This is a genomic window from Geobacter sp. (assembly GCF_030834625.1).
In the GTDB taxonomy this organism is placed as follows: domain Bacteria; phylum Desulfobacterota; class Desulfuromonadia; order Geobacterales; family Geobacteraceae; genus Geobacter.
Window position 1 is genome coordinate 32,869 of the sequence record NZ_JAUQXO010000025.1, and the last position, 25,913, is coordinate 58,781.

The 25,913-nt window shown below is 62.7% G+C and carries 17 protein-coding genes and 2 riboswitches; of the genes, 14 read left to right on the forward strand and 3 right to left on the reverse strand.

Going from position 1 to position 25,913, the window contains the following annotated elements:
• Positions 1 to 198: 198 nt before the first annotated feature.
• The 5 genes from RCH91_RS06330 to RCH91_RS06350 all read left to right on the forward strand — a co-directional run bounded on the left by RCH91_RS06330 (position 199) and on the right by RCH91_RS06350 (position 6,514).
• On the forward strand, positions 199 to 2,028 hold the full coding sequence (locus RCH91_RS06330; protein WP_306533766.1) for a hypothetical protein: 1,830 nt from the start codon (positions 199 to 201) through the stop codon (positions 2,026 to 2,028).
• A 140-nt stretch (positions 2,029 to 2,168) separates the two neighbouring features.
• Positions 2,169 to 2,780 (forward strand): NAD(P)H:quinone oxidoreductase, encoded by a 612-nt coding sequence (wrbA, locus tag RCH91_RS06335; protein WP_306533767.1) that lies wholly within the window; start codon positions 2,169 to 2,171, stop codon positions 2,778 to 2,780.
• Between the two features lie 114 nt (positions 2,781 to 2,894).
• Positions 2,895 to 5,330 carry a phosphoenolpyruvate synthase gene (gene ppsA, locus RCH91_RS06340; RefSeq protein WP_306533768.1) on the forward strand — a complete coding sequence of 812 codons (2,436 nt, stop codon included), beginning with the start codon at positions 2,895 to 2,897 and terminating at the stop codon, positions 5,328 to 5,330.
• Complete coding sequence (locus RCH91_RS06345; protein WP_306533769.1) at positions 5,321 to 6,037, forward strand: SDR family oxidoreductase; 717 nt, start codon at positions 5,321 to 5,323, stop codon at positions 6,035 to 6,037. The genes ppsA and RCH91_RS06345 overlap by 10 nt, the downstream gene beginning before the upstream one ends.
• Positions 6,038 to 6,070: 33 nt before the next feature.
• On the forward strand, positions 6,071 to 6,514 hold the full coding sequence (locus RCH91_RS06350; RefSeq protein WP_306533770.1) for an acyl-CoA thioesterase: 444 nt from the start codon (positions 6,071 to 6,073) through the stop codon (positions 6,512 to 6,514).
• Between the two features lie 16 nt (positions 6,515 to 6,530).
• Here the strand turns inward: RCH91_RS06350 and RCH91_RS06355 are convergent, their stop codons facing one another.
• Positions 6,531 to 8,162 (reverse strand): methyl-accepting chemotaxis protein, encoded by a 1,632-nt coding sequence (locus tag RCH91_RS06355; protein ID WP_306533771.1) that lies wholly within the window; start codon positions 8,160 to 8,162, stop codon positions 6,531 to 6,533.
• A 141-nt stretch (positions 8,163 to 8,303) separates the two neighbouring features.
• Positions 8,304 to 8,681, reverse strand: a complete 378-nt coding sequence (locus RCH91_RS06360; RefSeq protein ID WP_306533772.1) for a YkvA family protein — start codon at positions 8,679 to 8,681, stop codon at positions 8,304 to 8,306.
• Positions 8,682 to 8,835: 154 nt separating this feature from the next.
• Here RCH91_RS06360 and RCH91_RS06365 point away from each other — a divergent pair, with 154 nt between their 5' ends.
• The 8 genes from RCH91_RS06365 (at position 8,836) to RCH91_RS06400 (ending at position 23,928) form a co-directional block, all read left to right on the forward strand.
• Complete coding sequence (locus RCH91_RS06365; RefSeq protein ID WP_306533773.1) at positions 8,836 to 10,137, forward strand: ATP-binding protein; 1,302 nt, start codon at positions 8,836 to 8,838, stop codon at positions 10,135 to 10,137.
• 2 nt (positions 10,138 to 10,139) lie between these two features.
• Entirely contained in the window at positions 10,140 to 10,778 is a 639-nt protein-coding gene (locus RCH91_RS06370) for a response regulator transcription factor (RefSeq protein ID WP_306533774.1), read from the forward strand.
• Positions 10,779 to 11,028: 250 nt separating this feature from the next.
• Positions 11,029 to 11,106: riboswitch (cyclic di-GMP riboswitch) on the forward strand.
• Positions 11,107 to 11,272: 166 nt separating this feature from the next.
• On the forward strand, positions 11,273 to 11,494 hold the full coding sequence (locus RCH91_RS06375; RefSeq protein ID WP_306533775.1) for a hypothetical protein: 222 nt from the start codon (positions 11,273 to 11,275) through the stop codon (positions 11,492 to 11,494).
• Positions 11,495 to 11,557: 63 nt separating this feature from the next.
• Positions 11,558 to 15,733 carry a multicopper oxidase domain-containing protein gene (locus RCH91_RS06380; RefSeq protein WP_306533776.1) on the forward strand — a complete coding sequence of 1,392 codons (4,176 nt, stop codon included), beginning with the start codon at positions 11,558 to 11,560 and terminating at the stop codon, positions 15,731 to 15,733.
• Between the two features lie 255 nt (positions 15,734 to 15,988).
• Entirely contained in the window at positions 15,989 to 17,359 is a 1,371-nt protein-coding gene (locus RCH91_RS06385) for a cytochrome-c peroxidase (RefSeq protein ID WP_306533777.1), read from the forward strand.
• Between the two features lie 78 nt (positions 17,360 to 17,437).
• Positions 17,438 to 19,702, forward strand: a complete 2,265-nt coding sequence (locus RCH91_RS06390; protein WP_306533778.1) for a multicopper oxidase family protein — start codon at positions 17,438 to 17,440, stop codon at positions 19,700 to 19,702.
• A gap of 135 nt (positions 19,703 to 19,837) precedes the next feature.
• On the forward strand, positions 19,838 to 21,376 hold the full coding sequence (locus RCH91_RS06395; protein WP_306533779.1) for a multicopper oxidase family protein: 1,539 nt from the start codon (positions 19,838 to 19,840) through the stop codon (positions 21,374 to 21,376).
• Between the two features lie 127 nt (positions 21,377 to 21,503).
• Positions 21,504 to 21,580, forward strand: a riboswitch (cyclic di-GMP riboswitch).
• 233 nt (positions 21,581 to 21,813) lie between these two features.
• Positions 21,814 to 23,928, forward strand: coding sequence for a chitobiase/beta-hexosaminidase C-terminal domain-containing protein (locus RCH91_RS06400; protein WP_306533780.1), 2,115 nt, complete (start codon positions 21,814 to 21,816; stop codon positions 23,926 to 23,928).
• Positions 23,929 to 24,008: 80 nt separating this feature from the next.
• Here the strand turns inward: RCH91_RS06400 and RCH91_RS06405 are convergent, their stop codons facing one another.
• A complete protein-coding gene (locus RCH91_RS06405; RefSeq protein WP_306533781.1) occupies positions 24,009 to 25,487 on the reverse strand; it encodes a helicase HerA-like domain-containing protein in 1,479 nt (492 codons plus the stop codon).
• 195 nt (positions 25,488 to 25,682) lie between these two features.
• On the opposite strand from RCH91_RS06405, the gene RCH91_RS06410 reads away from it, so the two are divergent.
• Positions 25,683 to 25,892 (forward strand): hypothetical protein, encoded by a 210-nt coding sequence (locus RCH91_RS06410; protein WP_306533782.1) that lies wholly within the window; start codon positions 25,683 to 25,685, stop codon positions 25,890 to 25,892.
• Positions 25,893 to 25,913: the final 21 nt, after the last annotated feature.

Sequence of the window (25,913 nt, forward strand, 5' to 3'; positions counted from 1 at the left end):
TAATTCTTGCCTTAGAATAAAAAAACGTTATACTCGTAAAAACCCAGTATAACCGGCATATTACACTTTGCTAACACTAATTAAATTCAGCAAATCGTAAATAATGTTTTAGCTCGCAGCGCAATCCCCTCAAACTCATACCGCGTCATCTTGCGAGGCTCCCTTTTCCTCCACTCAGCATCTCAAGGAGGTTGCAGCATGTCGGATCGAGTCTCGTTTCTGGAAGCACGGGTCGAGGAGTTGACCTCGGAGCTTCGAAACCTCACGGTACGCGTAGAGGAAATGTCGGTACAGCTGGGAATGGCATCACCGCCAGTTGCCCGGACCCCGTCCAAACCGAGGCCGATCTTTTCCACGGAGCCCGAATCCGCCTCCGAGGAAATCCTCTCCTGGGCCGGTGAGAAGTCCCTCCTCCCCCGCCTCTCCACCCTCTGCTTCGTGCTCGTCCTGGCACTGGCGCTCCGAACCCTCACCGACAGCGGCGTCGTCGGCAAGCAGATCGGCTCGTTCATCGGCATGGGGTACGCGGCACTGCTGATCGGCGTCGCCTGCGCCATGTACCTCAAAAAGAGCCCTCTGGCACCGGTCTTCGCCATCAGCGGCCCGGCGCTCCTGGCGACCATTGTCCTGGAGGTCCACGCCCGCTTCGACTCCCTCCCCGCCATGCCTGCCTACGGGGTCCTGATCATCGCCGGTATCGCCACTGCCGTCATCGGCCATGTCTTCCGGGTCGCCATCCCGGTCATCGTCGGCACCCTCGGGCTCTGCCTGGCCGGCGCCGCCATCGACTACCCCAACCCCTTCTTCCCGATGCTCGGCATGCTGCTCCTGACGGCCAACCTCCTCGGCACCTTCGCCACGCGGCTTCATCGCTGCTCCTGGCTGCGCTGGATTCTGCTGGCCGTCACCCTCTTCATGCAGGTGCTCTGGGCAACCAAACTTGGCATCGCGCTCAGGGGCGCCTCCCCTGTCCCGCCATCCCTGGCGGCCACCTGGTTCATGCCGACCATCGCACTCTTCATGGTCACCTTCGTGGCCACTGCGCTCCTCGGCATCCTGAAGAGCGGCCAAGACAAGATTTCCCGCTTCGATCTGGCCCTGCCAACCATCAATGCGGTCTGGGTCTTCCTCTCCGCGGTGTATGTGGCTTCATCCACGGGAACAGGTCTCGCGCTCTACGGCGCGGTCGGCATAGCAGCGGCCCTTGGTCACCTGGGAGTCTGTGTCTGGCTTGCTGGTCAGTCTCCCGAGCAGGCCCGGGGGGCAAGCGCCTTCGCCCTGGCAGGGAGCGCGCTTCTGGCCCTGGCTCTTCCCCTGGCATTCAGCCAAGCCGCCATACCGCCGGTTCTTCTGGCCGCAACGGCCTTCGGGCTGGCATTCATAGCTCACCGCTGGCAGCGGGGCGGCGTGCGGGCCGTTTCGTACCTCCTCCAGGGGTACGCCTGTTTTGCCTTTCTGGCGCTCCACCACCTGAAACCCGCCGAAACCCTCACCATTGTCGCGGCGGTTGCAGCGGCGCTGGTATCCCTCATCGCCATGGCCCACCACCACTGGTGCCGTACCCACGGCCCCCCGCAGGATTCCAAGCTCTTCTCCCGCTTCGACAGGCGGGATATTTCCGCCTCCCTCATCCTCATGGGAGTACTGGCAGCGGCCTTCTGCGCCCTGCGCTCCGGCGCCTGGCTCGCCTTCGGCGGCACGGCATCACCGGCGTTCCTCACCACCCAGACCGTCATCATCACCGCCGCGGCGGCGGGGCTCATGGTCATGGCCTTTGTCAGGCGAAACAAGGAGCTGCGCAACGTCGCCATTCTCGTAACCCTGGTGGCCCTGGTGAAAGTCTTCTTCCACGACCTCATGCTCATGCGCGGCATGCCCCTTGTCATCGGCATCTTCTCTTTCGGCATTGCAGCGGCAGTCCAGTCGGTGGTTCTCGGCCGCTGGCAGTCCCGCGCCCCTCGCGAGGTGGAGGCGGCAACGGATACGCCGGAGACGTCCGGCAAACTCCAGCAACAAGTCAGCGACTGATCCTCTCTCCACGTGCATTGGATGCCCGCCCCCCCCGGAGCGGGCATCGCCTTTTTCATTCTTCCCCACCCCTCCCGATTGCATCGTGACGGCAATGCGGTACCCTTTTCCTGCACGCCACACCAACAGGAGGGTATTCCATGAACGTTCTCATTCCGTTTTACTCCATGTACGGCCACATCCATCGGATGGCCGAGGCCGTGGCCGAAGGGGTCCGCGAAGTCCCCGGCGCCGAGGCGCTGCTCCGCCGGGTTCCCGAAACCCTGCCGACCGACGTCCTGGAGAAAATGGGGGCGGTTGAACCCCAGAAGGCCTTTGCCAACATTCCCGTCTGCACTGTGGATGAGCTGTCCGCCGCCGACGCCATCATCTTCGGCACCCCAACCCGCTTCGGCAATATGTGTGGCCAGATGCGCCAGTTCCTGGACGCCACAGGCGGGCTCTGGGTGAAGGGGTCGCTCGTGGGGAAGGCGGGGGGTGTCTTCACCAGCTCAGCCACCCAGCACGGGGGCCAGGAGTCCACCATCCTCACCTTCCACACCTTCCTCCTCCACCAGGGGATGGTGGTCGTGGGGCTTCCCTACGCTTTTGCGGGCCAGATGCGGATCGACGAGATCACCGGCGGCTCCCCCTACGGGGCGTCAACCATTGCCGGCGGCCAGGGCGAGCGGCTCCCCAGCGAGAACGAACTGGCCGGCGCACGCTATCAGGGGAAGTATGTGGCGGAAATTGCTGCAAAGCTGAACGGGTAGGAAAAACACCCTCACCCGGCCTACGGCCACCCTCTCCCCAAGGGAGAGGGTTTGTTTCCCCCCTCGCCCTTGGGGAGAGGGGCAGGGGTGAGGGGAAACAGGGAGGTTTCCCCCATGTCCACCACCTACATCCGTTGGTTCTCCGAAATCACCATCGACGATGTCCCCCTCGTGGGGGGGAAGAACGCCTCCCTAGGGGAGATGTACCGGGAGCTCCGCCCCCTGGGGGTGAAAATCCCCAACGGCTTCGCCATAACAGCGGAAGCCTACTGGCACCTGATCCGGTCGGCGGATGTGCTGGACGACATGCGGCGAACCCTGGCCAAACTCCACAAGGAGGACCTTGACGACCTGGCCTTCCGGGGGCACCGTATCCGGGAGCTGATTTGCGGCGCCCCTCTCCCCAGCGACCTGACGGTAGAGATCGTGGCCGCCTACCGCCAGCTCTGCGCCGAGTATGGCGAGGACTGCGCCGTGGCGGTCCGCAGCTCCGCCACCGCCGAGGACCTTCCCACCGCCTCCTTCGCGGGGCAGCAGGAAACCTACCTGAACATCCGGGGCGAGGTGCAGCTCCTGGACGCCTGCCGCCGCTGCTTCGCCTCCCTCTTCACCGACCGGGCCATCTCCTACCGCATCGACCAGGGATTCGACCACTTCAAGGTGGGGCTCTCCATCGGCGTCATGGCCATGGTCCGGTCGGACAAGGCCTCCAGCGGCGTCATCTTCACCCTCGACACCGAAACCGGCTTCCGGGACACGGTCCTCGTCACCGGCGCCTGGGGGCTGGGGGAGAACGTGGTCCAAGGGGCCGTGAACCCGGACGAGTTCACCGTCTTCAAGCCGACCCTGCGCCAGGGGTTCCGCCCCATCGTCCGGCGCACCCTCGGCTCGAAAAAGATCAAGATGATCTACGGCACCGGCACCTCCAAGCATCTGACAAAGAACGTGGAGGTGCCGAAGGAGGAACGGCGCCGCTACTGCCTTGCCGACGACGAAGTGCTGGAACTGGCCCGTCAGGCCATCATCATCGAGGAGCACTACTCGAAACGGGCCAACCATCCCATCCCCATGGACATCGAGTGGGCCAAGGACGGCGTCTCGGGCGATCTCTTCATCGTCCAGGCCCGCCCCGAGACGGTGGAGTCCCAGAAGCGGCTGAACTTCCTGGAGACCTATTTCCTGGAGCGCAAGGGCGAGGTGCTGGCCACGGGAACCAGCGTCGGCGAAAAGATCGCCGCCGGCCCGGCCAGGGTCATCCTCGACGTTCACAAGCTGAACGAATTCCGTCCCGGCGAGGTTCTGGTGGCCGACACCACCACCCCCGACTGGGAGCCGGTCATGAAGACCGCCGCCGCCATCGTCACCAACAAGGGGGGGCGCACCTGCCACGCCGCCATCGTCAGCCGCGAGCTGGGCATCCCGTCGGTGGTCGGCACCGGCGACGGCACCGAGCGGATCGCCACCGGCCGGGATATCACGGTATCCTGCGCCGAAGGGGATGTGGGGAGGATCTACGACGGCACCCTCCCCTTCCGGGTGGAGCGGGTGGACCTGGCCGGCATGGGGCGCCCCCGGACAAAGATCATGATGAACCTGGGGAACCCGGAGGAGGCCTTCTCCCTCTGCAAGATCCCCAACGACGGGGTCGGGCTCGCCCGGATGGAGTTCATCATCACCAACCACATCAAGGTCCACCCCATGGCCCTGGTCCACCCGGAACGGGTGGAGGACGAGGCGTCCCGCCGCGAGATCGGACGACTCACCGCCGGCTACCCCGACCCGCCCGCCTACTTCGTGGAGAAGCTGGCCGAAGGGATCGGCGCCATCGCCGCCGCCTTCTACCCAAAACCGGTCATCGTACGCATGAGCGACTTCAAGACCAACGAATACGCCTCGCTCCTGGGTGGACGCGCCTTCGAGCCCCATGAGGAAAACCCCATGATCGGCTTCCGGGGGGCGTCGCGTTACTATGACGAGCGCTACCGGGAGGGGTTCGCCCTGGAGTGCCGGGCCCTGAAACGGGTGCGGGACGAGATGGGGCTCACCAACGTCATCCCCATGATCCCCTTCTGCCGGCGGATCATCGAAGCTGAGAAAGTCCTGGCGGAGATGGCAACAAACGGCCTCGTCCGGGGTGAGAACGGGCTCGAGGTCTACGTCATGTGCGAGATCCCCAACAACGTGGTCCTGATCGACGAGTTCTCGCAGCTCTTTGACGGCTTCTCCATCGGCTCCAACGACCTGACCCAGCTCACCCTCGGCATCGACCGGGACTCGGTCCTGGTGGCCCATGTCTTCGACGAGCGGGACCCCGGCGTCATGCGTCTCATCGCCCAGGTGGTGGAGGGGGCGCGGCGCAACCGCCGCCACAGCGGCATCTGCGGCCAGGCCCCCAGCGACTACCCGGAATTCGCCGCCTTCCTCGTGAAAGAAGGGATCGATTCCATTTCCCTCAATCCCGACTCGATCATGAAGATCACCCTGCGGGTACTGGAGATGGAAGAGGAATTGGAGAAGCAGGGAAAAGAGAGGAGCGAGACATGTCACTGAACGAAAAAAAGGTGGTGGTGATCGGGGGCAGCTCCGGCATGGGGCTCGCCGTGGCGAAGATGGCGGCGGCCGAGGGTGCTGAGGTGGTGATCGCCGGCCGCTCGGAGGAAAAGCTCCGGCGGGCCGCGGACGAAATCCCCCAGCCGGTGGATACCCACCCCCTCGATGTTACCCTGGAGCACGCCGTGAAGGGGTTCTTCGCCAAGGTCGGCGAACTTGACCACCTGGTCGTCACCGCGGCCACCGGCGTGACCGGGGCGTTCCTGGAGCTCGACACCCCCTCCTTCCGCCGGATATTCGACAGCAAGTTCTGGGGGCAGTATTTCGCGGCCCGCTACGGTGCCCAGCGGATCAGGGAGGGGGGGTCCATCACGTTTTTCTCCGGCGTCGCGGCGGCAAAACCGGTGGCCGGGCTCTCGGCCTACGCCGCCGTCAACGGAGCCATCGAAGCCCTCTGCCGCAGCCTCGCCGTAGAGCTCGCCCCGCTTCGGGTGAACACCGTCTCCCCGGGGATCGTCGACACCCCTGCCTACGCCGGCATGAACCCCTTCGAGCGGAAGAAGATGTTCGACTCCCTGGCGGCCCAGCTCCCGGCCCACCGGATCGGCCGCCCCGAAGACGTGGCCGGGGCCGTCATTGCCCTCATGAAGAACGGCTACACCACGGGGTCGGTGGTCTGTGTGGACGGGGGTTACCGGCTGGTGTGAGGGGGGAAGACGGGATACTGCAGGAGGCACGCCATGAACCGCGACTGGACCCTGATTGAGACCCTGCTGCCGCAAGACACAAACCCCGCAGGAAGCATCTTCGGCGGGGTGCTCATGAGCCTCATGGACAAGGCGGCTGCCATTACCGCCTGGCGCTACGCCCGGTGCGAAGTGGTGACCGCCGGGGCAGAGGAGATGGCCTTCATCCGGCCGGTGCGGCTGGGGGAGGTTGTCAAGGTGGAGGCCCGGGTGGTCTGCACCGGGCGGACCTCCATCGACATGGCGGTTGTAGTGGAAGCGGAGAACGTCTTCACGGGGGAGAGCCGCGAGGCGGCCCGGGGGTTCTTCACCATGGTGGCCCTGGACGGATCAGGAAAACCCGCGGAGGTCCCACCCTGGGACCCCCGCACCGACGAGGAGCGGCGCCTCTGCGAGGCGGCCCGGGAGCGCCGGGCAAAACGGCGTGGGAGGGAGTGAACGGATAAGCTCTGCGCTACGCCACCTTGAAGTGGGCGACGAGCCGCTGGAGCTCCTCCGCCTGCCGGGCCAGCTGGGAGGCTGCCGTGGCCGATTCCTGGGCTCCGCGGGCGGTAACCTGGACCACCTCGGTAATCTGCTGGATGTTGCTGGATATCTCGCTGGTGGTGGCGGTCTGCTGCTCGGCGGCGGTGGCAATCTGGCTCACCTGCATACCCACCGCGTTGATCTGGTCGAGGATCTCGGTGAGGGCTTCTCCGGAGCGTCCCGCTTCGCCGGTACCCGACTCGACCTCGTGAACGCCCTCTTCCATGGCGGCCACGGCTCCTCTGGTTTCCGACTGAATCGCCTTGATCATGGCGCTGATCTCTTTCGTCGCCCGGGTGGTCCGCTCCGCCAGGGCCCTGACCTCGTCGGCAACCACCGCGAAGCCGCGTCCCTGCTCACCGGCGCGGGCCGCCTCGATGGCGGCGTTGAGGGCCAGGAGGTTCGTCTGGTCGGCGATGTCTTCGATGGTGCCGACGATGGCCCCGATCTGATCACTGCGTGTTCCCAGGCTCTCGACGGTCGTCGCCGTCGCCCTGACCCGCTCGGCAATCCGCCCCATGACGGTAACGGTCTTTTCCACCACCTGTGCCCCGGTCTGGGCCGCGCTGGTGGCATGGTGGGAGGCGTCGGCAGCCCGGTGGCAGGTCTGAGCGATGTCTCCGGAGGTGGCGGCCATCTCTTCCGAGGCGGTTGCCACCGTGGAAGCCTGGGAGGCCACCTCCTCGGCTCCCGTGGCCATCTGCTCGGAGGTGCTGAAGAGCTGGTTTGCCGCCGATGAGACCTGGGTCGAGGTGTCGGTCACCTTGCCGATGACGGAGCGCAGATTCTCCACCATGGCGGCGAAGGCGGTGGCCAGTTGACCGACCTCATCACGGGAGTCTGTCGTGATGGCCACGCTCAGGTCCCCCTTGGCAACCTTGTCGGCGTCGTCTGCCAGGCGCCGGATTGGCCCGCAGATGCTTGCGGCCATGAGGTTGCTCAGGATGATGCCGATCACGAAGCAGGCGATGAGGACGGCGGCGACTCCATACTGGGCCTTGGAGTAGACCTTCGCGATGTCCGCGCCTGCCTCCTTACCCTCCTTGACGTTGTACTCGGTAAGAGCTTCGATTGCCTTCATGGCATCGTCGTAGCTTTTCTTGCTCACGTTCCAGAGATTCTGTTTTCCTTCAGCGACTTTCCCCTGCTTGACCAGTTCGAAGGTTGTTGCCGAATCGGTAAAATAGTGCGCTGCCTTTTCCTGGAAAGCGGCGATCTGCTTCTTCTCGCCATCGTCCATTCTCAGCTTTCCGTAGGACTCCAGCATCTCTTTGAGCTGCTTCTGGTTGTCGTTGAAGCGTTTTTCGTATTTCGCCAGGTCGTCGGCGTTTGCAACGATAAGCGACTGGAGTTCCGAGCGCCGTGCGGTCCCGACGGCGTCATCGGCGGCCTTGAGAAGGACGATGGTGGGGAGATGGTTGCTGGAAAACTCTTCCCCCTGCCTGTTCACTGCGGCCAGCTGCGACAGGGAAAACACCCCAAGGGCAATGATAAGCAAGAGCATGACGAGATTGCCCATGGTGATCTTGCGCTTGATGCCGAGAGCTTTGAACAAATTCATTGTGCTGCCTCCGGAATGGTTTTGAACGCCACTAAGAAGCGTCATCAGTAATACTTATCGACACCACCGGAGATACATTGAGAGTTTTTTCTCACTCCCTCAAACATTTGCCGCTGGAAGCGGTTGCATTGATCTGTCCGGTCACTCCCTCTCGTGAGCCTCCACCTTTAGTTCGACAGTCGGCTCGCCGAAGAGCCTCACCACCTGCTCGCGGGCCTTGGCCTTGATCTCGGGGGTTATGTGGGTTGCCACCGTTATGAGGGCCGCGGCGATGACGGCCAGGTCGTCGGTGTAGCCGACCCCGGGGATGAAATCAGGAAGAGTGTCGATGGGCGAGATGAAGTAGCCGAGGGCGCCGAGAATGGCGGCGCGGGCCCATTTCGGCGTCGAAGGTGCCCGGAGGGTGTGGTAGAGGACCAGCACCTTCTCGATCAGCTCCCGCCCCGCCACCCGGGCGAACCGGGCGAGCTTGGCCTTCAGGTTGTCTTCGCTGTAGTGGGGGGAATAGTCTTTTGTCATGGGGTTTCCTCCAGTCGCCCGGCAGGGGCGGTGATACATCCGTTCAGATACAGGATACCGTTCCCTTGGGCAAGTGAAAAGCAGATCCTTCTTCCTTCTGGCCCGAGCTGTGCTAGGATTGTCCTGAACGGACGGCCTGACGAGGACAGCTACCATGGCACGGAAAGACACCCCCACCAACGACACATCGTCCAACCATCTCGAGCGGCTGTACTGTTCCCCTGTGCTTCTTATCGCGGCTGTCGCCGTTTCCGTCTTCGTTTCGGAAGTCGTCGTCATGGTCGTACTCTCACATTTCGGCCTGCTTGACCACCCTATCCACCACATCCTCGACTCGCTCATGCTGGTGGCCCTTCTCTTCCCGGCGCTGATCCTCCTCGTATTCCGGCCGGTCAACCTCCACCTTGCCCAGCGCAGGCGTGCCGAAAAGGAGCTGGCCGCCGAGCGGAACAAGCTGACGCACATCCTCAACGCCATCCCGGCAGGGGTCTGCATCGTCAGCCAGAACCGCAAGATCGAATACGCGAACTCCGCCCTGACCGAAGAGTTCGGCCCCGTTGCAGGGCGCACGTGCTTCGAATACTTCCACGGCCGGCCCGACGCCTGCCCCGACTGCCAACTCGACGAGGTCTGCGCGGGGAAGAGCTACACCTGGGAGTGGCTCTCGGAGAAGACCGGAAAGACCTACGAGATATTCGATACGCCGCTGCATAATACCGACGGCATCACCGCGAGACTTTCCCTGGTGCGCAACATCACCGCCCGCAAACAGGCGGCCGATGAGCTGCGGGCCTCCCGCGAGCGGCTCCGCTCCCTGTCGGGCCACCTGCAGAGGGCCCGGGAGGAGGAACGGACGGCCGTCAGCCGGGAGATCCATGATGAACTGGGGCAGGTGCTGGCGACGGTCCAACTGGGGGTGTCGTCATTGGCGGAGGAATACCGGGACCACCAGCACCTGGTGAAGAAGATCACCGACATGGAACTGCTCATTGCCGGAGCGATCAGTACCGTCCAGAGGATATCCACCCAGCTTCGGCCTTCCATCCTCGACGAACTGGGTCTTGCCGAAGCCATCGAATGGCAGGCCAGGGAGTTCGAAAAACGAACCGGAATCGGCTGCTCGCACGACATTCTCCTGCTGGAGACGAATTTCAGCAGGGATCTGGCGACGGCGGTTTTCCGCATCTTCCAGGAAGCCCTGACCAACGTTATCCGCCACTCGGGGGCCACCCGCGTCAGGGTCTCCCTGGAGGAGAGAAACGACCGGCTCGTTCTGATTGTGACGGACAACGGCCGCGGGATCACCGCCGAACAGGTGCGCGACAACGGTTCGCTCGGCATCACCGGCATGCGGGAACGGGCCTTTGCGCTGGGAGGGCGGGTGCGAATCTGCCGTTCGCTGCAGGCGGGAACCGTCGTCATTGTCCACATCCCTATCAACTCATCCGGAGGATGAACATGTCTCACATGCTGAAAATCATCATCACCGATGACCATGGAATTTTTCGCGAGGGTTTGAAGCAGGTCATTGCCGGCACCGCGAACATGACTGTCACCGATGAGGCGGCCGACGGTACAGAATTGCTCGCAAAGCTGCGAACCAATGACTATGACCTCGTAATCCTCGACATTTCCCTCCCCGGCCGCAGCGGGCTCGAAATCCTGACTGAGATCAAAGGCATCAGGCCGAAGCTTCCGGTGCTCATCCTGAGCATGCACCCGGAAGATCAGTACGCCTTGCGCGCCCTGAAATCCGGCGCCTCCGGCTATCTGACCAAGGGGAGCTCCTCGCAGGAACTGATCGAGGCCCTGCAGAAAATCGCCCTGGGGAAGAAGTACGTGAGCGCTTCCATGGCGGAGATGCTGGCCTCCCGGATCGGCTCAGACTCCGACGGCGCCCTGCATGAGCGCCTTTCAGACCGTGAATTCCAGGTGATGCGCATGATTGCAGCGGGAGTCACCCCCAGGAAAATTGCCGAGGAACTGCTGGTCGGCATAAAGACGGTCAACACCTACCGCGTCAGGGTCCTGCAAAAAATGGAAATGAAGTGCAACGCCGACCTGACCCGTTATGCCATCCTGCACAAGCTGATGTAGCGGAAGCCTTTCCGGCAATTATTTTCACCTAACAATCCGGCCTCGCACCGCCCGAATTCTCCCGCACAACAGGCCATCCCTCCGAAATCACTCCGCTATTTCCATGTAAACAAATTACCTACAACCAACACCACAAGATACTCACACAACAAACACTATTGTACCGACAAGCCGCTACAAATCAGTGCGTTATACATTACACAACGCATTGTCCTGAGTTCACCACATGAGGGGCTCGACAGTCAGATATCCAGGATAAAGCCAAAACCTGTGTGAGCAGGTGACGGAAAGCCACGGGTCTTCTCCGCAAGACAGCCGGGCCGCCAAAGGATTCTCTTTGGTGCCCGGCTTTTTCTTTATGCGGAGCAGAATAAGTGACGACAGTGAAGGATCATTCAGGGTGAATTTGTTTTTGAGGGCGAGCTTGTCGCGATCAAGTGATCGATGCGGCCTATATAAATACCGAGTCATTCAAGAGAAAGGGGGTAAGGGTTATGAAACGACTAGTGGCACTGGCAGCAGGGGTTTTTCTGTCCATTTTTCTTGTTGCAGCGGTGAACGCCGCCCCGGCGGGGACTTCAGACAAGCCGAAGCAGCAGCAGGGAATCAAGAACGCGAAGAAGGCCATGCAGTCCAAGCTTGAGCGGGACAAGAAGATGCGCGAGGTACAGAAAAAGGGCCAGGCGAAGAGGCAACAGATACAGAGCGCGAAGTGATCCGCAACGCCTATAGATGCCGGGAACCAATGAATGCAGCAGGTTAAGAAGAAAGGAGGAGTTATGAGCAGGCAGAAATTTATGATCATCACGTGCCTGGCAATGCTGGTGACCGCCCTCTGGGGAATCGGCCCGCCTTCAGCCCAGGCCGTGGATGAAACGAAGATCCCCCACTACTTTGGCCCCTACCCGAACTGGGCGCTCAGTCAGCTGCCGGCTGGGACGTGCTCAGTTACGACGACAACCGCCTGTATCAGCGATGCAGGGTGCCCGGGAGGAGAGACCTGCAACAGGACAACCGTTACCGGCGGCATCAAAAAGTTCCAGGACGGGCTGCCGGGCCTGTGCGACCCGCGGGTCACGGCCCCGGCCGCGGGTAACTGCACCGATGCCACAAACAACCTGGGTCAGTACATTCCGCTCGCGGTGCCCGACACCACGACCTTCACTACGGCCAACGGGTTCGCCGATGAAGCCGACTACTACGTCATTGCAGTCGTCCAGCACCGGGAGCGGATGAATTCATCCCTGCCCGCCCAAGGGACGCTGCTCCGCGAGTACGTGCAGCTCCAGACCCCGGCCAACGCCGACGCTCCCTGGAACAAGAAGATTCCTCTGATGACCGATCTCCCCGACGGCACGTCGGTACCGACCCTGATGCCAGACGGTACGCCGGCGATCGCGGTGGACAACCCCCACTACCTGGGGCCGGTCATCGCGGCGACCAAGGACAAGCCGGTCAGGATCGTCTTCTACAATCTCCTGCCCAAGGATGCCGGCGGCAATCTGTTCCTCCCCGTCGACTCCACCCTCATGGGTTCCGGCATGGGCCCCATGGCGATGATGGATCCGATGAATGATGGCACCGTCGACGATTTGGTGCGCAACCCCGAGTGCAGCGACGTCACGAAGGGAACCAACCACGGCTGTTTCAAGGACAACCGCGCTACGATCCACCTCCACGGCGGCATCTCCCCGTGGATCAGCGATGGTACCCCGCACCAGTGGATCACGCCGGCCACTGAAAGCACCCCCTGGCCGGAGGGTGTCAGCGTAAGAGCCGTCCCCGACATGATCAACGTTCCCGGCGTGCCCAACTGCTCGGCCGCGAACGACGGCTGCATGACCTTCTATTACACCAACCAGCAGAGCGCCCGGCTGATGTTCTACCACGACCACTCGTGGGGCATCACCCGCCTCAACGTATACGCGGGCGAGGCTGCAGGGTACGTGATCACCGACGCTACGGAGAAGAAGCTTTTACCCGCGACAGCGGACAACCCCACTGGACTCGGGCTCATCCCCGGTGCTGCCGACACCATCCCCCTCGTCATCCAGGACCGGACCTTCGTGCCTGACCCCGCGCAGATGGCTGCCCTGGATCCCACCTGGGACTACACCCGTTGGGGCAAGGAAGGCGATCTCTGGTACCATCACGTCTACATGCCGGCGCAGAACCCCGGCGACATGGGCGGCATGAGCGGCTACGGGCGCTGGATGTTCGGGCCGTGGTTCTGGCCCCCTGCGACCCCCCTTTATGGACCCATCGCCAACCCGTACTACAACGTGGACCCAAAAGGACCAGACGGAATTCGGGGCAGAACCTGCGAAGACTTGACGACCATCTGTACGGCGGACGCCAACTGCACCGGCATCGGGACCGGTATCTGTCTCCCCACTGATGACTTCACGACCCTTCTGGCGACACCGTGCAACCTGGATAACCCGGCCACCTGGCAGTACCAGACCGATCCGTTCTGCGAGCCGCCGTTGATTCCCGGCACGCCGAACATCTCCGTCGGAATGGAGCAGTTCAACGACACTCCGGTCGTCAACGGTACGGCATATCCGACGAAAACCGTCGAACCCAAGACCTATCGCCTGCGGATCCTGAACGCGGCCAACGACCGGTTCTTCAACCTCCAGTGGTACGTGGCCGATGCCACGGGGACCGAAGTTGCACTCAATGCGGCCGAAGTGGCAGCTGCCCAACTCGACCCGGTCGTCTTCCCGACGCCGGATACCACCCTGAGCCCTGCCGGACCGGCTTGGGTCCAGATCGGCTCCGAGGGAGGGTTCCTCCCGGCCCCGGTCGTGATTCCGAACCAGCCGATCACCTGGATCACCGACCCGACAAGATTTGACGTCGGCAACGTGGACCTGCACTCGCTGCTGCTTGCTCCTGCTGAAAGGGCGGATGTCATCGTCGACTTCTCCCAGTTCAGAGGCAAGACGCTGATCCTCTACAATGATGCACCTGCCGCCTTCCCGGCCAGGGTCCCCAGCTACGATTACTACACGGGAGCTCCGGACCAGTGGCCCGTAGGCGCTCCATCGGTCCTGCCGGGCTACGGGCCGAACACCAGGACCGTGATGCAGATCAAGGTCACTGACACGACCCCCGCCGACACGTTCAACCTGGCGGCGCTCCAGGCAGCCTTCGCGCACCAGCCGGACGGCTCAGGCGTATTCGAGTCGGGCCAGCACCCCATCATCGTGGGTCAGGCCGCCTACAACTCGGCCTATGGTCTGAACTTCGCCGGCAGCAGCTGGTGCAACGTTCCCAGCCTCAACATCAACATCTGCGACGGATTCGCCCGCATCTCCGACCAGGGGGGCGACCTGTTCGGCTTCAACACCCTGTCCGCTCCTGCGGCCAAGCTCCAGATCCCGATCCAGCCCAAGGCGATCCACGACGAGATGAACGCAGTGGCCTTCGACGAGTTCGGCAGAATGACGGCAAACCTCGGCGTCGAAGTAGTCCCGGCGACGCCCGCAACGCAGAACGTCGTCCTCTACCCGTTCGTGAACCCGATCACCGAGCTCATCGACGGGACCAACCTGCCGACTAACCTCAACGTTACCCCCATCACCACCCAGGACGGCACCCAGATCTGGAAAATCACCCACAACGGTGTGGACACCCACCCGATCCACTTCCACCTGTACGACGTGCAGGTACTCAACCGGGTGACCTGGGACAACATCATCATCCCGCCCGACGCCAACGAACTCGGCTGGAAGGACACCGTCCGGATCAGCCCGCTGGAGGACACCATCGTGGCCCTCAGGCCCGTCATCCCGACGGTGCCGTTCGATCTGCCCAACAGCATCCGGATGCAGAACCCTATGACGATGTCCGGCTCGACGATGGGTTTCAACAACACCGATATCAACGGGAACCCGACCACGGCGATCACCAACAAGCTGGTCAACTTCGGCGCGGAATATATGTATCACTGCCACATCCTGAGCCACGAGGAGATGGACATGATGCGGCCGGTGGTGGTGGCACTCCCGCCGAAAGCGCCAACCTTGACCAGTTTCTCGTCCGCCGGCACCGGGAACAACAGCAGGATAGTGGTTAACTGGAACGATAACTCGATCAACGAGACAGGGTTCCTGGTGCAACGAACAACGAATGACATCACCTGGACCGACGTCGGGACCAGCCCGTCGCCTCTCGACCAGCTGAACACGACCGGGACACGCACGTTGACCGACCCGACGTCCAGCGCCACCACGCCGTACCGGTACCGGATCGTCGCCCAGAACACGGTCGGCTACGGGGGGCAGTTCCCGAGCATGACCGCCACGTCGGTCTCAAACGCCCTGGGTATCAACCTGCCGGCGACCCCGCCGGCGGCCCCGACCATCCTGTCGGCGACGCTGCAGGCCGGACCCCGGGTCACCCTGACCTGGCGGGACAACGCCACGAACGAGGCCAACTTCGGCATCGAGCGGTCAACGGATGGCGTCAACTTCACCCGGATCGCCTTAGTACCGGCCCGGAACAATACCGGCAACGTCACGTTCGTCGACACCGCGATGGCCGCGTCGGTGACGAACACGTACACTTACAAGGTAGCGGCGATTAATCTTGCAGGGGCCGCCTACTCGGGCACGATAAGCGTTATCGGGCCGGCCGTTCCGGCCGCGCCGGGCAGTTTCACCGCGGCGAACGGAACGAACGGCACCGGCAATAACCGGACCGTGAACCTGTCTTGGGTGGACAACTCCGGCACTGTGGAGACAGGGTTCACGATCCAGAGAGCCACCAACGCGACGTTCACGGCAGGCCTCAACACTACGAACGTCGGTGCAAACACTACGTCACTCATCCAGACAGGCCTGAACAAGAACACCCAGTACTACTACCGGATCCGGGCGAACAACGGTGCCATCGTCTCCTCCGCCTGGGTGAACGCGACGCCGTTCCCGATCCGCACAAACCCGTAACTCCATCCACTGAAATTCGGGGAGGGAGCGATCCCTCCCCTGAATTTCCTCGAAACCTGCAACCTGTTCAGGAAGAAGGATCACATGAACAGACCATCCGGAGCATGATGTGCGAAAGGGCCTCTCTACAGGCCCTTTCGTTTTATTGGGCAAAGTTCACCATTCTCATCAGCTTTTCATCGCCCCACGTAAAAGGTAACTGCTCAGGAACGTAAGCCTGTGGCGCAGCTCACCATACTGAAAGGAGAACACACCATGAAGATGACGAAAACCTCGACCCTGGCGGGGGCATTCCTGCTGGCGGCCACAATGGCTGCTCCGGCCGCCGCTCTCTCGCCCCTTGAGACCCTCGGCAAGAAACTCTTCTTTGACACGGCCCTGTCGGCAAACGGCACCCAGTCGTGCGCCGCGTGCCACGCTCCGGAGGTCGGCTTCACCGGCCCCGATGCCGCCGCCAACACAGGCGGGGCCGTCTACGAGGGGGCGCTTCCCAGGCACTTCGGCAACCGGAAACCTCCCACGTCGGCCTATGCCGGCGACAGTCCGGTACTCCACTATGACGAAGCCGAGGCGGGGTGGTTCGGCGGCATGTTCTGGGATGGACGGGCGACAGGCGCCGTCCTCGGCGACCCGCTGGCCGAGCAGGCCCAGGGACCCTACCTGAACCCTCTCGAACAGGCAATCCCCAACGCCCAGGTCCTCTGCACCAAGGTCAGGAAGTCTGACTACGCCGGTCTCTTTGAAGAAGTGTGGGGCGCCGGCTCTCTCGACTGCGCCAAGGATGTGAACGGCGTGTACGAGAATATCGGCCGCTCCGTGGCGGCCTACGAGAGAAGCGCCGAGGTGAACCCCTTCACCTCCAAGTTCGACAAGTTCTGGGATACTGCCGAAGCGGCCGGCAAGGACGTCACCAAGATCAAGTGCGGCACCGGCGGCATGGGCGGCGGTGGTGGAGGCGGCATGGGCGCCATGGGATGCCCCGGCGGCGGTATGGACCCCAACCGCTGGACGACATTCCGCAATCTGGGGCTCAGCGACGCCGAGCTCCAGGGGCTTGCCGTCTTCAACGACCCCAACCGCGCGAACTGCTCGTCCTGCCACACGCTGCAGCCGGGCAAAGACGGTTATCCGCTCTTCACCGACTTCAGCTATGACAACATCGGCACCCCGAAGAACCCGGCAAACCCCTTCTACTCGATGCCCCCCAACTGGAACCCCGATGGCGCCAACTGGGTGGACTACGGCCTGGGCGGCTACCTGAAGAGCGCCGGGCATGCGCCTGAGGTCTACGAACCTGAGATGGGTAAGCAGAAGGTGCCGACGCTCCGCAACGTGGACCTGCGGCCTTCCCCGGATTTCGTAAAGGCCTACGGCCACAACGGCTTCTTCAAGTCCCTGGACGACATCGTCTTCTTCTACCACTGGCGCGCCATGATGGACGGTGGTTGCATGGGTGGTGGCATGGGTGGCGGTGGCATGGGCGGCGGCTGCGACGGCATGGCCACCATGTTCCCCCCGCCGGAAGTGGACCAGAACCGCGCCACGCTCGGCATGTTCCCGCGGCCGCAGGTGGACAACATCGTCCTCTTCCTGAAGACCCTCTCGGACGGCTACTTCCAGAGATAGCGAACGACCTGTTCCGGGGAGGGAACGTGTTCCCTCTCCGGATTGCCCAACTTCAAATCGGGAAGTGAGGTAATTACAATGAAAATTTCAGGCAAACTCTCCATAATGGCGTGTGCAATCGGCACGGTCATGCTCGTCTGCGCCGCCGTCCCCCCCGGTGCAACGGCGGCCCCACTCCCCGGCGGTACCCTGAATCCCCTGACTATCCCCAAGTACGTTACTCCCCTGGTCATCCCGCCGGTCATGAAGAATTACAGCACCAACAAGTACGACATAGCTGTCCGGCAGTTCAAGCAGCAGATCCTTCCGGGCGGAATCTGGAACACCCTCAACGGCCGCAATGACATATTACCGCCCACCACCGTCTGGAGTTACGGCCCCAACGCCGATACGCCTCCCGCGGTCGCACCATCTCCCGGTTCACAGTTCAATTACCCGGCCTACACGGTCGAAACCATGGCGAATGATCCGGTCAAGGTCCGCTGGATCAACGGCCTGGTGGACAAACAAGGGAGGTTCCTTCCCCACCTGCTGCCCATCGACCAGACCCTGCACTGGGCCAACCCGCCCATGCTCTGCATCGACGGCACCCGCAAGACCGACTGCAGGGGGTTCATTCCCGCACCCTACATGGGGCCGGTGCCGATCGTGACCCACGTACACGGCTCCCACGTGGAAGGGCACAGCGACGGCTACCCCGAGGCCTGGTGGCTGCCGAAGGCAGTCAACATTCCGAAAGGATATGCGACCAAGGGGACGCTCTTCGATGACGCCACAGGGACGAACCCCGGTAATCTCGGCTACGCCGATTACGAATACCGCAACGACCAGCCGGCGGCCACCCTCTGGTATCACGACCACACCCTGGGGATGACCCGCTCCAATGTGTATGCCGGGCCAGCGGGTTTCTGGCTCATCCGGGGCGGTGATTTCGACAGGGTGGACGACACGACCACCGGTGATCTGTGGGACGGGGTCCTGCCAGGGCCATCGCCCGTGGCGGGAGAAGGTGTGGTGACGGTCAACTTCCCGAGCAGCCTCGGCGGAGAGCGGGAAAAATACCGCGAAATTCCGATCGCAATCCAGGACCGCTCCTTCAACGCCGACGGATCGCTCTTCTACCCGGCGACCCGGGCGTTTTTCGAAGGATTGACGCCGAAGCAGCTTAAAATTCCCTTCATCCCGAACGTCAGCTCCGACATCTCCCCGATCTGGAACCCGGAGGCCTTCTTCAACGTGATGGTGGTAAACGGCGTTTCCTGGCCGAAGCTCGAAGTGGCTCCCGCCCTCTATCGTCTCCGCTTCCTGAACGGCTGCAACTCCCGCTTTCTGTGGCTGAAGTTCAGTAATCCGGACGTAAAGGTGTGGCAGATCGGCGCCGAGCAGGGGTTCCTCCCTGCCCCTGTGTTGATGAACAACAATCTCGACCGGAGCGACGACGGAACGGCCCAACTGCTCATGGCCCTGGCCGAACGGGCGGACGTCATCGTCGACTTCCGCGGGCTGGCTGACGGGACCGAGATCGAACTACTCAATATCGGTCCTGACGAGCCCTTCGGCGGCGGCATTCCCGGCGACGATTTCTCCCCGGCCGATGCCGGCACCACCGGCAAGGTGATGAAGTTCGTGGTAAAGGCAGCGCTGAACGGCGCCAGCGATACCGATCCGGCCGGCGCCACTCCCGCCACGGATCCGGTCGCCCTGGCGCTGAACGCGGAAGGCCAACTCGGTGTTGCCACGGTGCAGCGTGACGTCTCGCTCAACGAGGCGATGTCGGAGCAGGTGTGCGCCACCGCCCTGCCTGACGGGACCATCAAGTGGATCGCTTCGGTCAAACCGGGTCCCAACTTCGAGGCCGATTGCGCCGCCGCCGGCGGGGAGCCCTTCGGACCCAGGGAGGCGCTCCTCGGCACGGTCAAGGATCCGGGCACATCGGCAACCGGGTTACCGCTCATGTGGACCGACATGACGGGTGCAAGCTTCCCCGTCCCCGTAACCCTGAAGAACGGCAAGACGGTGGAGGTCATGGTCACCGAAAACCCGACCAAGGACGATGTGGAGGAGTGGAGCATCTACAACTTCACGGAGGATGCACACCCGATCCACCTGCACCTGGTCCGGTTCGAGGTGGTAAGCCGCGGGAACATCGCGGACTTTCCCATTGCTCCGGGTACCGGCGTTCTGCCATGGGAGACCGGCTTCAAGGACACCGTCACCGCTTATCCTGGTCAGATCACCACGGTCAGGGCGAAATTCGATATCGCCGGACTGTACGTGTGGCACTGCCACATCGTCGAGCACGAGGACAACGAGATGATGCGGCCGTACGTTGTGGAGCCCTAGGAGTGTGAGGAAAGGTGTTGTGTGATAGTCGGCCGGGCAGGGCCGGAAATGGTCCTGCCTGGCTTTGTGCGTCGGAAGTGAACGACCTTGAGGAAGTCATCGACGGCTCCGTGCAGCCGTGTGAAAGGAGTATCCATGAAACGAAAAGGGATGAGCAGGAGAGAGTTCATGGCCCTTGCGTCTCTGGCGACGGCGGGAGGGTATCTTCACCTGCAGAACGGTATTGCCAGGGCCATGATGGGGAGCGGAGGCATGGGCGGCGGCGGGATGGGGGGAGGCGGGACGACCATCATCAACCCTCCGCCGGGGAGCCCGTTCAAGGATCCTGCCGAAGCCGTGAAGAATGCCCTCGGGGTCTATGAACTGGCGGTACAGGAAGCACAGGTAAACGTGAACGGCACCTGGGCCACGCTCCTGACCTACAATGGGGCATTTCCCGGTCCGACCATCCGGGCCAGGAGGGGGGAGACCCTGCGGGTGCAGTTGAAAAACTTCCTCCCCTCCACGACGGAAAAGAACATCCTTGGGCATACGAAGAACATTACCAACCTCCATACCCACGGCCTTCACGTTTCACCTGAACCACCGGCAGACAGCATGATGATCCAGCTCAAACCGGGAGAGATCTACGACTACTCCTACGACCTGGGCCACGAGGAACCGGGGCACCTGAATTTCTACCATCCCCACGTGCACGGGGTGGTGGCGGAACAGTACTGGGGGGGATTGGCAGGCCCTCTGGTCATCGAGGACGACACGACAGCCCTTGCCGGCTACGAGACCCACATCATGGTCCTGAAGGACCTGACCCTGAGCGGTTCTGCCCCCACGCCGTACACCTCGATGATGGACTACATGCACGGCAAGGAAGGAAACCTGGTGATGGTCAATGGCCAGGTCAATCCAGTGTTGAACATCCGGCCGGGGCAGGTGCAGCGGTGGCGGATCGTCAACGCCAGCAACGCCCGCTTCTACAAGCTCTCCCTGGAAGGGCACTCCCTCTACCTGGTGGGAACGGACGGCGGCCTGCTCGACAAACTGTACCATATCTCCTCGCTCCTCCTCTCGCCGGGGGAACGGGCGGATATCCTGGTGAAGGCGAGCCGGACCGCCAAGAGCTACCGCTTCCTGTCGCTTCCCTACAGCCGGGGCGGCATGAGCAGCCAGCAGCAGGTGACGCTCCTTACCCTCTCGTGCAAGGGGGCAACCGTGAACAGCTCCCTGCCGACTTCGGTCAATCCCGGCGCCAAGCGGGTTGTCATGGACACCTCCATGCTGCCGCGCCGCACTCTGACCCTCAGCATGATGCAGGGAAGGGGGTACATCAACGGCATCTCGTTCACAGACATGGACCACACCTACAAGTTCATGTCCCACCTGGGGGGATGGGAGGTCTGGGAGATCATCAACCAGAGCGGCATGGACCATCCGTTCCACCAGCACGTCAACTCGGCCCAGATCCTTTCCATAACCGGCGGCGACAGCGCCTATGCCTCCCTCTACACCACCATCCCGGCATGGAAGGACGTGGTGATCGTCCCCAAATGGGGGAAGGTGACCATGCTCGTTCCGGTGATGGACTGGCCGGGAATGACCATGTTCCACTGCCACATCATCGAGCACGAGGATATCGGGATGATGGGAGCGTGGGATATCATGGGGATGCCGATGTAGAAAGGAAGGAAAATAGTGCGTGTGACGGTGAAACAGGCCTCGGCCAAAAAAATTAAAGTTGCATTCCCGCACTCCGATATGATAAATACAGCGCGAAACAGCCGCGTAACAATTTCATATCAGAGATAGACGACAATACTAAACCATCCGCGAGGGTGGGACGGAAAGCCCATCGGGTCTCACCGAGACAGCCGGGTCGCCGAACTATCGTTCCCCGAACGATATTGAGGCCCCGGCTTATTTTTTGCCCATTGCGATACCACAAACACTGGAGGGAGGTGAACGAGCACACAACGGCTGAACTAAGGCAGGAAGCAGCGGGTTTGACAACGATCCACCCCCACCGTGCAGTCAGATACCCCGATGAAACGTTCACTCCAACAACGAACCTCAAGCACCGTGGCGGCGACCGAACCGCAAAAGAAGAGGAACTCCGCATGCAGACAAAACGTTTTTCACCCCGGTATCTTTATCTTTGTATTGCGGCACTGGCGGCCCTGCTGGTCCCCGCGCTGGCCAGCGCGGCCGATCTGGTCATCAAGGTGAAGACCGACAAGACATCATACCTCCCGGGTCAGCCGGTGACGGTCACTGCCTCGGTGACCTCGGCCGACGGCAAGCCGGTAACGACAACGGCAAAGCGCCAGATCAAGATCAGCAACCCCAGCGGCGCGACGGTCGTGGAAAATGCCATGACCAGTGCCGGCAACGGCTCTTATTCCTACAAGTACGCCCTTGCCTCCAGTGCGCCGATCGGCACCTGGAAAATCGGGACCGAATTCGAGTCCACAAGCGGCAGCGGCAAAGGCTCGGCCTCGTTCAGCGTCGCCAAGACGACCACCCCGCCGGCCGACACCACGGCGCCGGTCACGACCCCCTCCCCTGCCGGCGGCACCTTCTCGGCCCCGGTTTCGGTGAGCCTCGCCGCCAACGAGTCAGCCACCATCTACTACACCACCGACGGCTCCACGCCGACCGCCGCGTCGGCCACCTACGGCTCTCCCATTGCCGTTGCTGCAACCACAACCCTCAAATTCTTCGCCCGTGACGCTGCCGGCAACAGCGAGATGGTGAAAAGCGCCACCTACACCATCAACGTAACTCCTCCCCCCACCGGCGCACCCCACGCCACCCTGAAGTGGAACGGCGCCGGCACCTGCGTTGTCTGCCACAGCAAGGAGGCCACGGAAGTCCACGGTTCGGTCCACTACCAGTGGAAAGGGGCAACCCCTGCCATTGCCAACCACACCACCGGCGGCGGCAAGAACGCCGGGGCCATGAACGCCTACTGCATCAATATCACCGGCAACTGGAACAGCTGCAGCAAGTGCCACGTGGGTCTGGGCGCCCAGCCCACCGCCACGGCGGACACGGCGCAGCTCAACAACATCGACTGTCTCATCTGCCACCAGGACAAGTACAAGCGGGTTAAGGCGAACGGCGTCATGGTTCCCGACACGGCGAACATGACCATCACCATGGACCAGGCGGTCCAGACCCTCCACAAGCCGACCCGCACCAGCTGTCTCCAGTGCCACGCCACGGCCGGCGGCGGCGACGGCGTGAAGCGGGGCGACATTGCCCTGGCCCACGGCAGCACCACCGACCGGGCCTACGACGTCCACATGGCCACCACCGGCGCCAACCTCACCTGCCAGGGGTGCCACGCAACCAGCGAGCACCAGATTTCGGGCCGCGGCAGCGACCTGCGCCCCACGGAAGGGACAATGCCTGTGGGCTGCGCCACCACCGCCTGCCACGCCACCAAGACCGGCACCGGCGGCCACGTTACCACCGACATCAACCGTCACATGGCACGGGTTGCCTGCCAGACCTGCCACATCGGCACCTATGCCCGCAACGCCTTCGACACCGCGGCCACCGAGGCCACCGAGGTCTTCCGCGACTGGCAGCAGCCCCACCTGGGTGCCACCGGCACCTACCATCCGCTCATGCAGATGCAGAACGACCTGAAGCCGGTCTACACCTTCTGGAACGGCAGCTCCTGGGCCTACGACCTCTTCGACACCGCCACCCCCGACCCGGCCACCGGCTACTACCCCGTGAGCCTCCCCCTAGGCGGGATCAACGATCCGAAGTCGAAGCTCCACCCCTTCAAGTACAAGACGGCGAGCCAGCCCCTGGCAACCCTCACCAGCCAGCTGATCCCGGTGGACACCAGCGTCTACTTCGCCACCGGCAACCTCTACAACGCCATCAATTCGGGGCTCGTGAACCTGGGGCTCACCGCCGGCGCCCCCAACCAGATGGTCACCACCTACGAGTACCAGGCCCTGAACCACGAAGTGACCACCAAGGACAAGGCCCTCGCCTGCACCGACTGCCACGGCACCACGGCCCGCATGAACCTGAAGCAGATCGGCTATACCCTCAAGGGAGCCGAATCGGCGGTCTGCATCCAGTGTCACGGCTTCAAGCCGAACCCCGGCTTCTCCTCGGTGCACAGGAAGCACGTCACCGACAAGCAGTACGACTGCTCCTTCTGCCACGCCTTCAGCCGCCCCGAGCGGGGGCTGCGGACCACGAAGTAGCATTCCTGCCTCTGTAACGCAAAAAGGGCGGCCCGCCATGGGTCGCCCTTTTCTGTTCATCATTTCTGCTGTTATAACCGCTACCGCCGCTTCCCTCCGAAGATCGACCCCAGCACCCCCCGGATGATCTGGCGCCCCACCTGGCTGCCGATGGCGTGGGCCGCGCTCTTGGCAAAGGCCCCCAGCATCGTTCCCACCTGGCCGGCCACTTCACTCTTCCCCTCCTCCGGAGCGGGAGCAGCGGCCGCCTCGGCGGCAGCGGCTGCGGCGGCCGCCTCGGCCTTGGCCTGGAGCGCCTCATGGGCCGATTCCCGGTCCACCGCCTTCTCGTAGAACCCCGCCAGGGGCGAACGGGCGATGACCGCCGTCCGCTCTGCTCCGGACAGCGGCGCGAAGCGGCTTTGGGGAGGACAGACCAGGGCCCGCTCCACCACCGTCGGGGCACCCTTCTCGTCGAGAACCGAAACCAGGGCCTCCCCCACTTCCAGCTGGGTGATGACCGTCTCCACCTCAAAGGCGGGATTGGCCCGGAAGGTCTCGGCCGCGGCCCGAACCCCCTTCTGGTCCTTGGGGGTGAAGGCCCGCAGGGCATGCTGGACCCGGTTCCCCAACTGCCCCAGCACCGTATCGGGAAGGTCGACGGGGTTCTGGGTGACAAAGTAAATCCCCACCCCCTTGGAGCGGATGAGCCGCACCACCTGCTCGATCTTGTCCACCAGGGCCTTGGGGGCATCGTCAAAGAGGAGGTGGGCCTCGTCGAAGAAAAAGACCAGGTTCGGCTTCGCCGGGTCCCCCACCTCGGGGAGCTGCTCGAAGAGTTCCGAGAGCATCCAGAGGAGGAAGGTGGCGTAGAGCTTGGGCGACTGCATCAGCTTGTCGGCGGCCAGGATATTGATCACCCCCCGGCCGTCGGAGTCGGTCTGGATGAGGTCCTGGATGTTCAGGGCCGGCTCGCCGAAAAACCGCTCCGCCCCCTGCCCCCCCAGGGCCAGGAGGTTTCGCTGGATGGCGCCGATGCTGGCGGCGGAGATGTTGCCGTAGGCGGTCTGGAAGTCGGCGGCGTTGTCCCCCACATGGCGGACCATGGCCTGGAGGTCCTTGAAGTCGAGGAGGAGCAGGCCGTTGTCGTCGGCCACCTTGAAGATGACATTGAGGACCCCGCTCTGGACGTCGTTCAGGTTCAGGAGCCGCGAAAGGAGGAGCGGCCCCATCTCCGAGACCGTGGTGCGGACCGGGTGCCCCTGCTCGCCGAAGACATCCCAGAAGACCACGGGGAATCCGCCGTACGTAAACCCCTCCAGCCCCATCTTCTCCACCCGCTCGGCCACCTTGGGGTTCTCGTCCCCCGGCAGGGCCAGCCCCGACAGGTCCCCCTTCATGTCGGCCATGAAGACCGGCACGCCGATTGAGCTGAACCGCTCGGCCAGCACCCGCAGCGACACCGTCTTGCCGGTGCCGGTGGCGCCGGCCACAAGCCCGTGGCGGTTGGCCATTTTCGGCAGCAGTGAGACTTCTTTCTCCCCCTTGGCTATCAGAAGTGCTTCCAGTGCAGTACCCATGAATCATCCCTCCCTCAACACACGGATTATTTGGTTCAACAGTATACACGCTTGAGCGGTCCGGCGCATCTCCCCATCACGGTGAACGTTACGATCCCCTTGATATTTTCTTGATGCTTTTCCCTCCTATTTTGAGCCTGCTTTTAGGTGACATTCGGTATGGTGAACATAACAAGTTCGCTTGGGAGGACGGCCATGAAGGTCTATTTTTTCGATTGCGACACGGGCGTGTATCAGGGTGAAGGGTTTGAAGACGAGAAGTTGGTCGGCAGGGTGGAGGGAATCACGACCGTGGCGCCGCCACCCTACTGCAAGGGGGAAATCCCGGTCTATAATTGTGACAGTAACGTGTGGACCGTGAAGGCTCTCCTGCCGAGGACGACATCCGACCCGGCGCCCGGGTGAGCAGCATCTCGTGCCCTAATG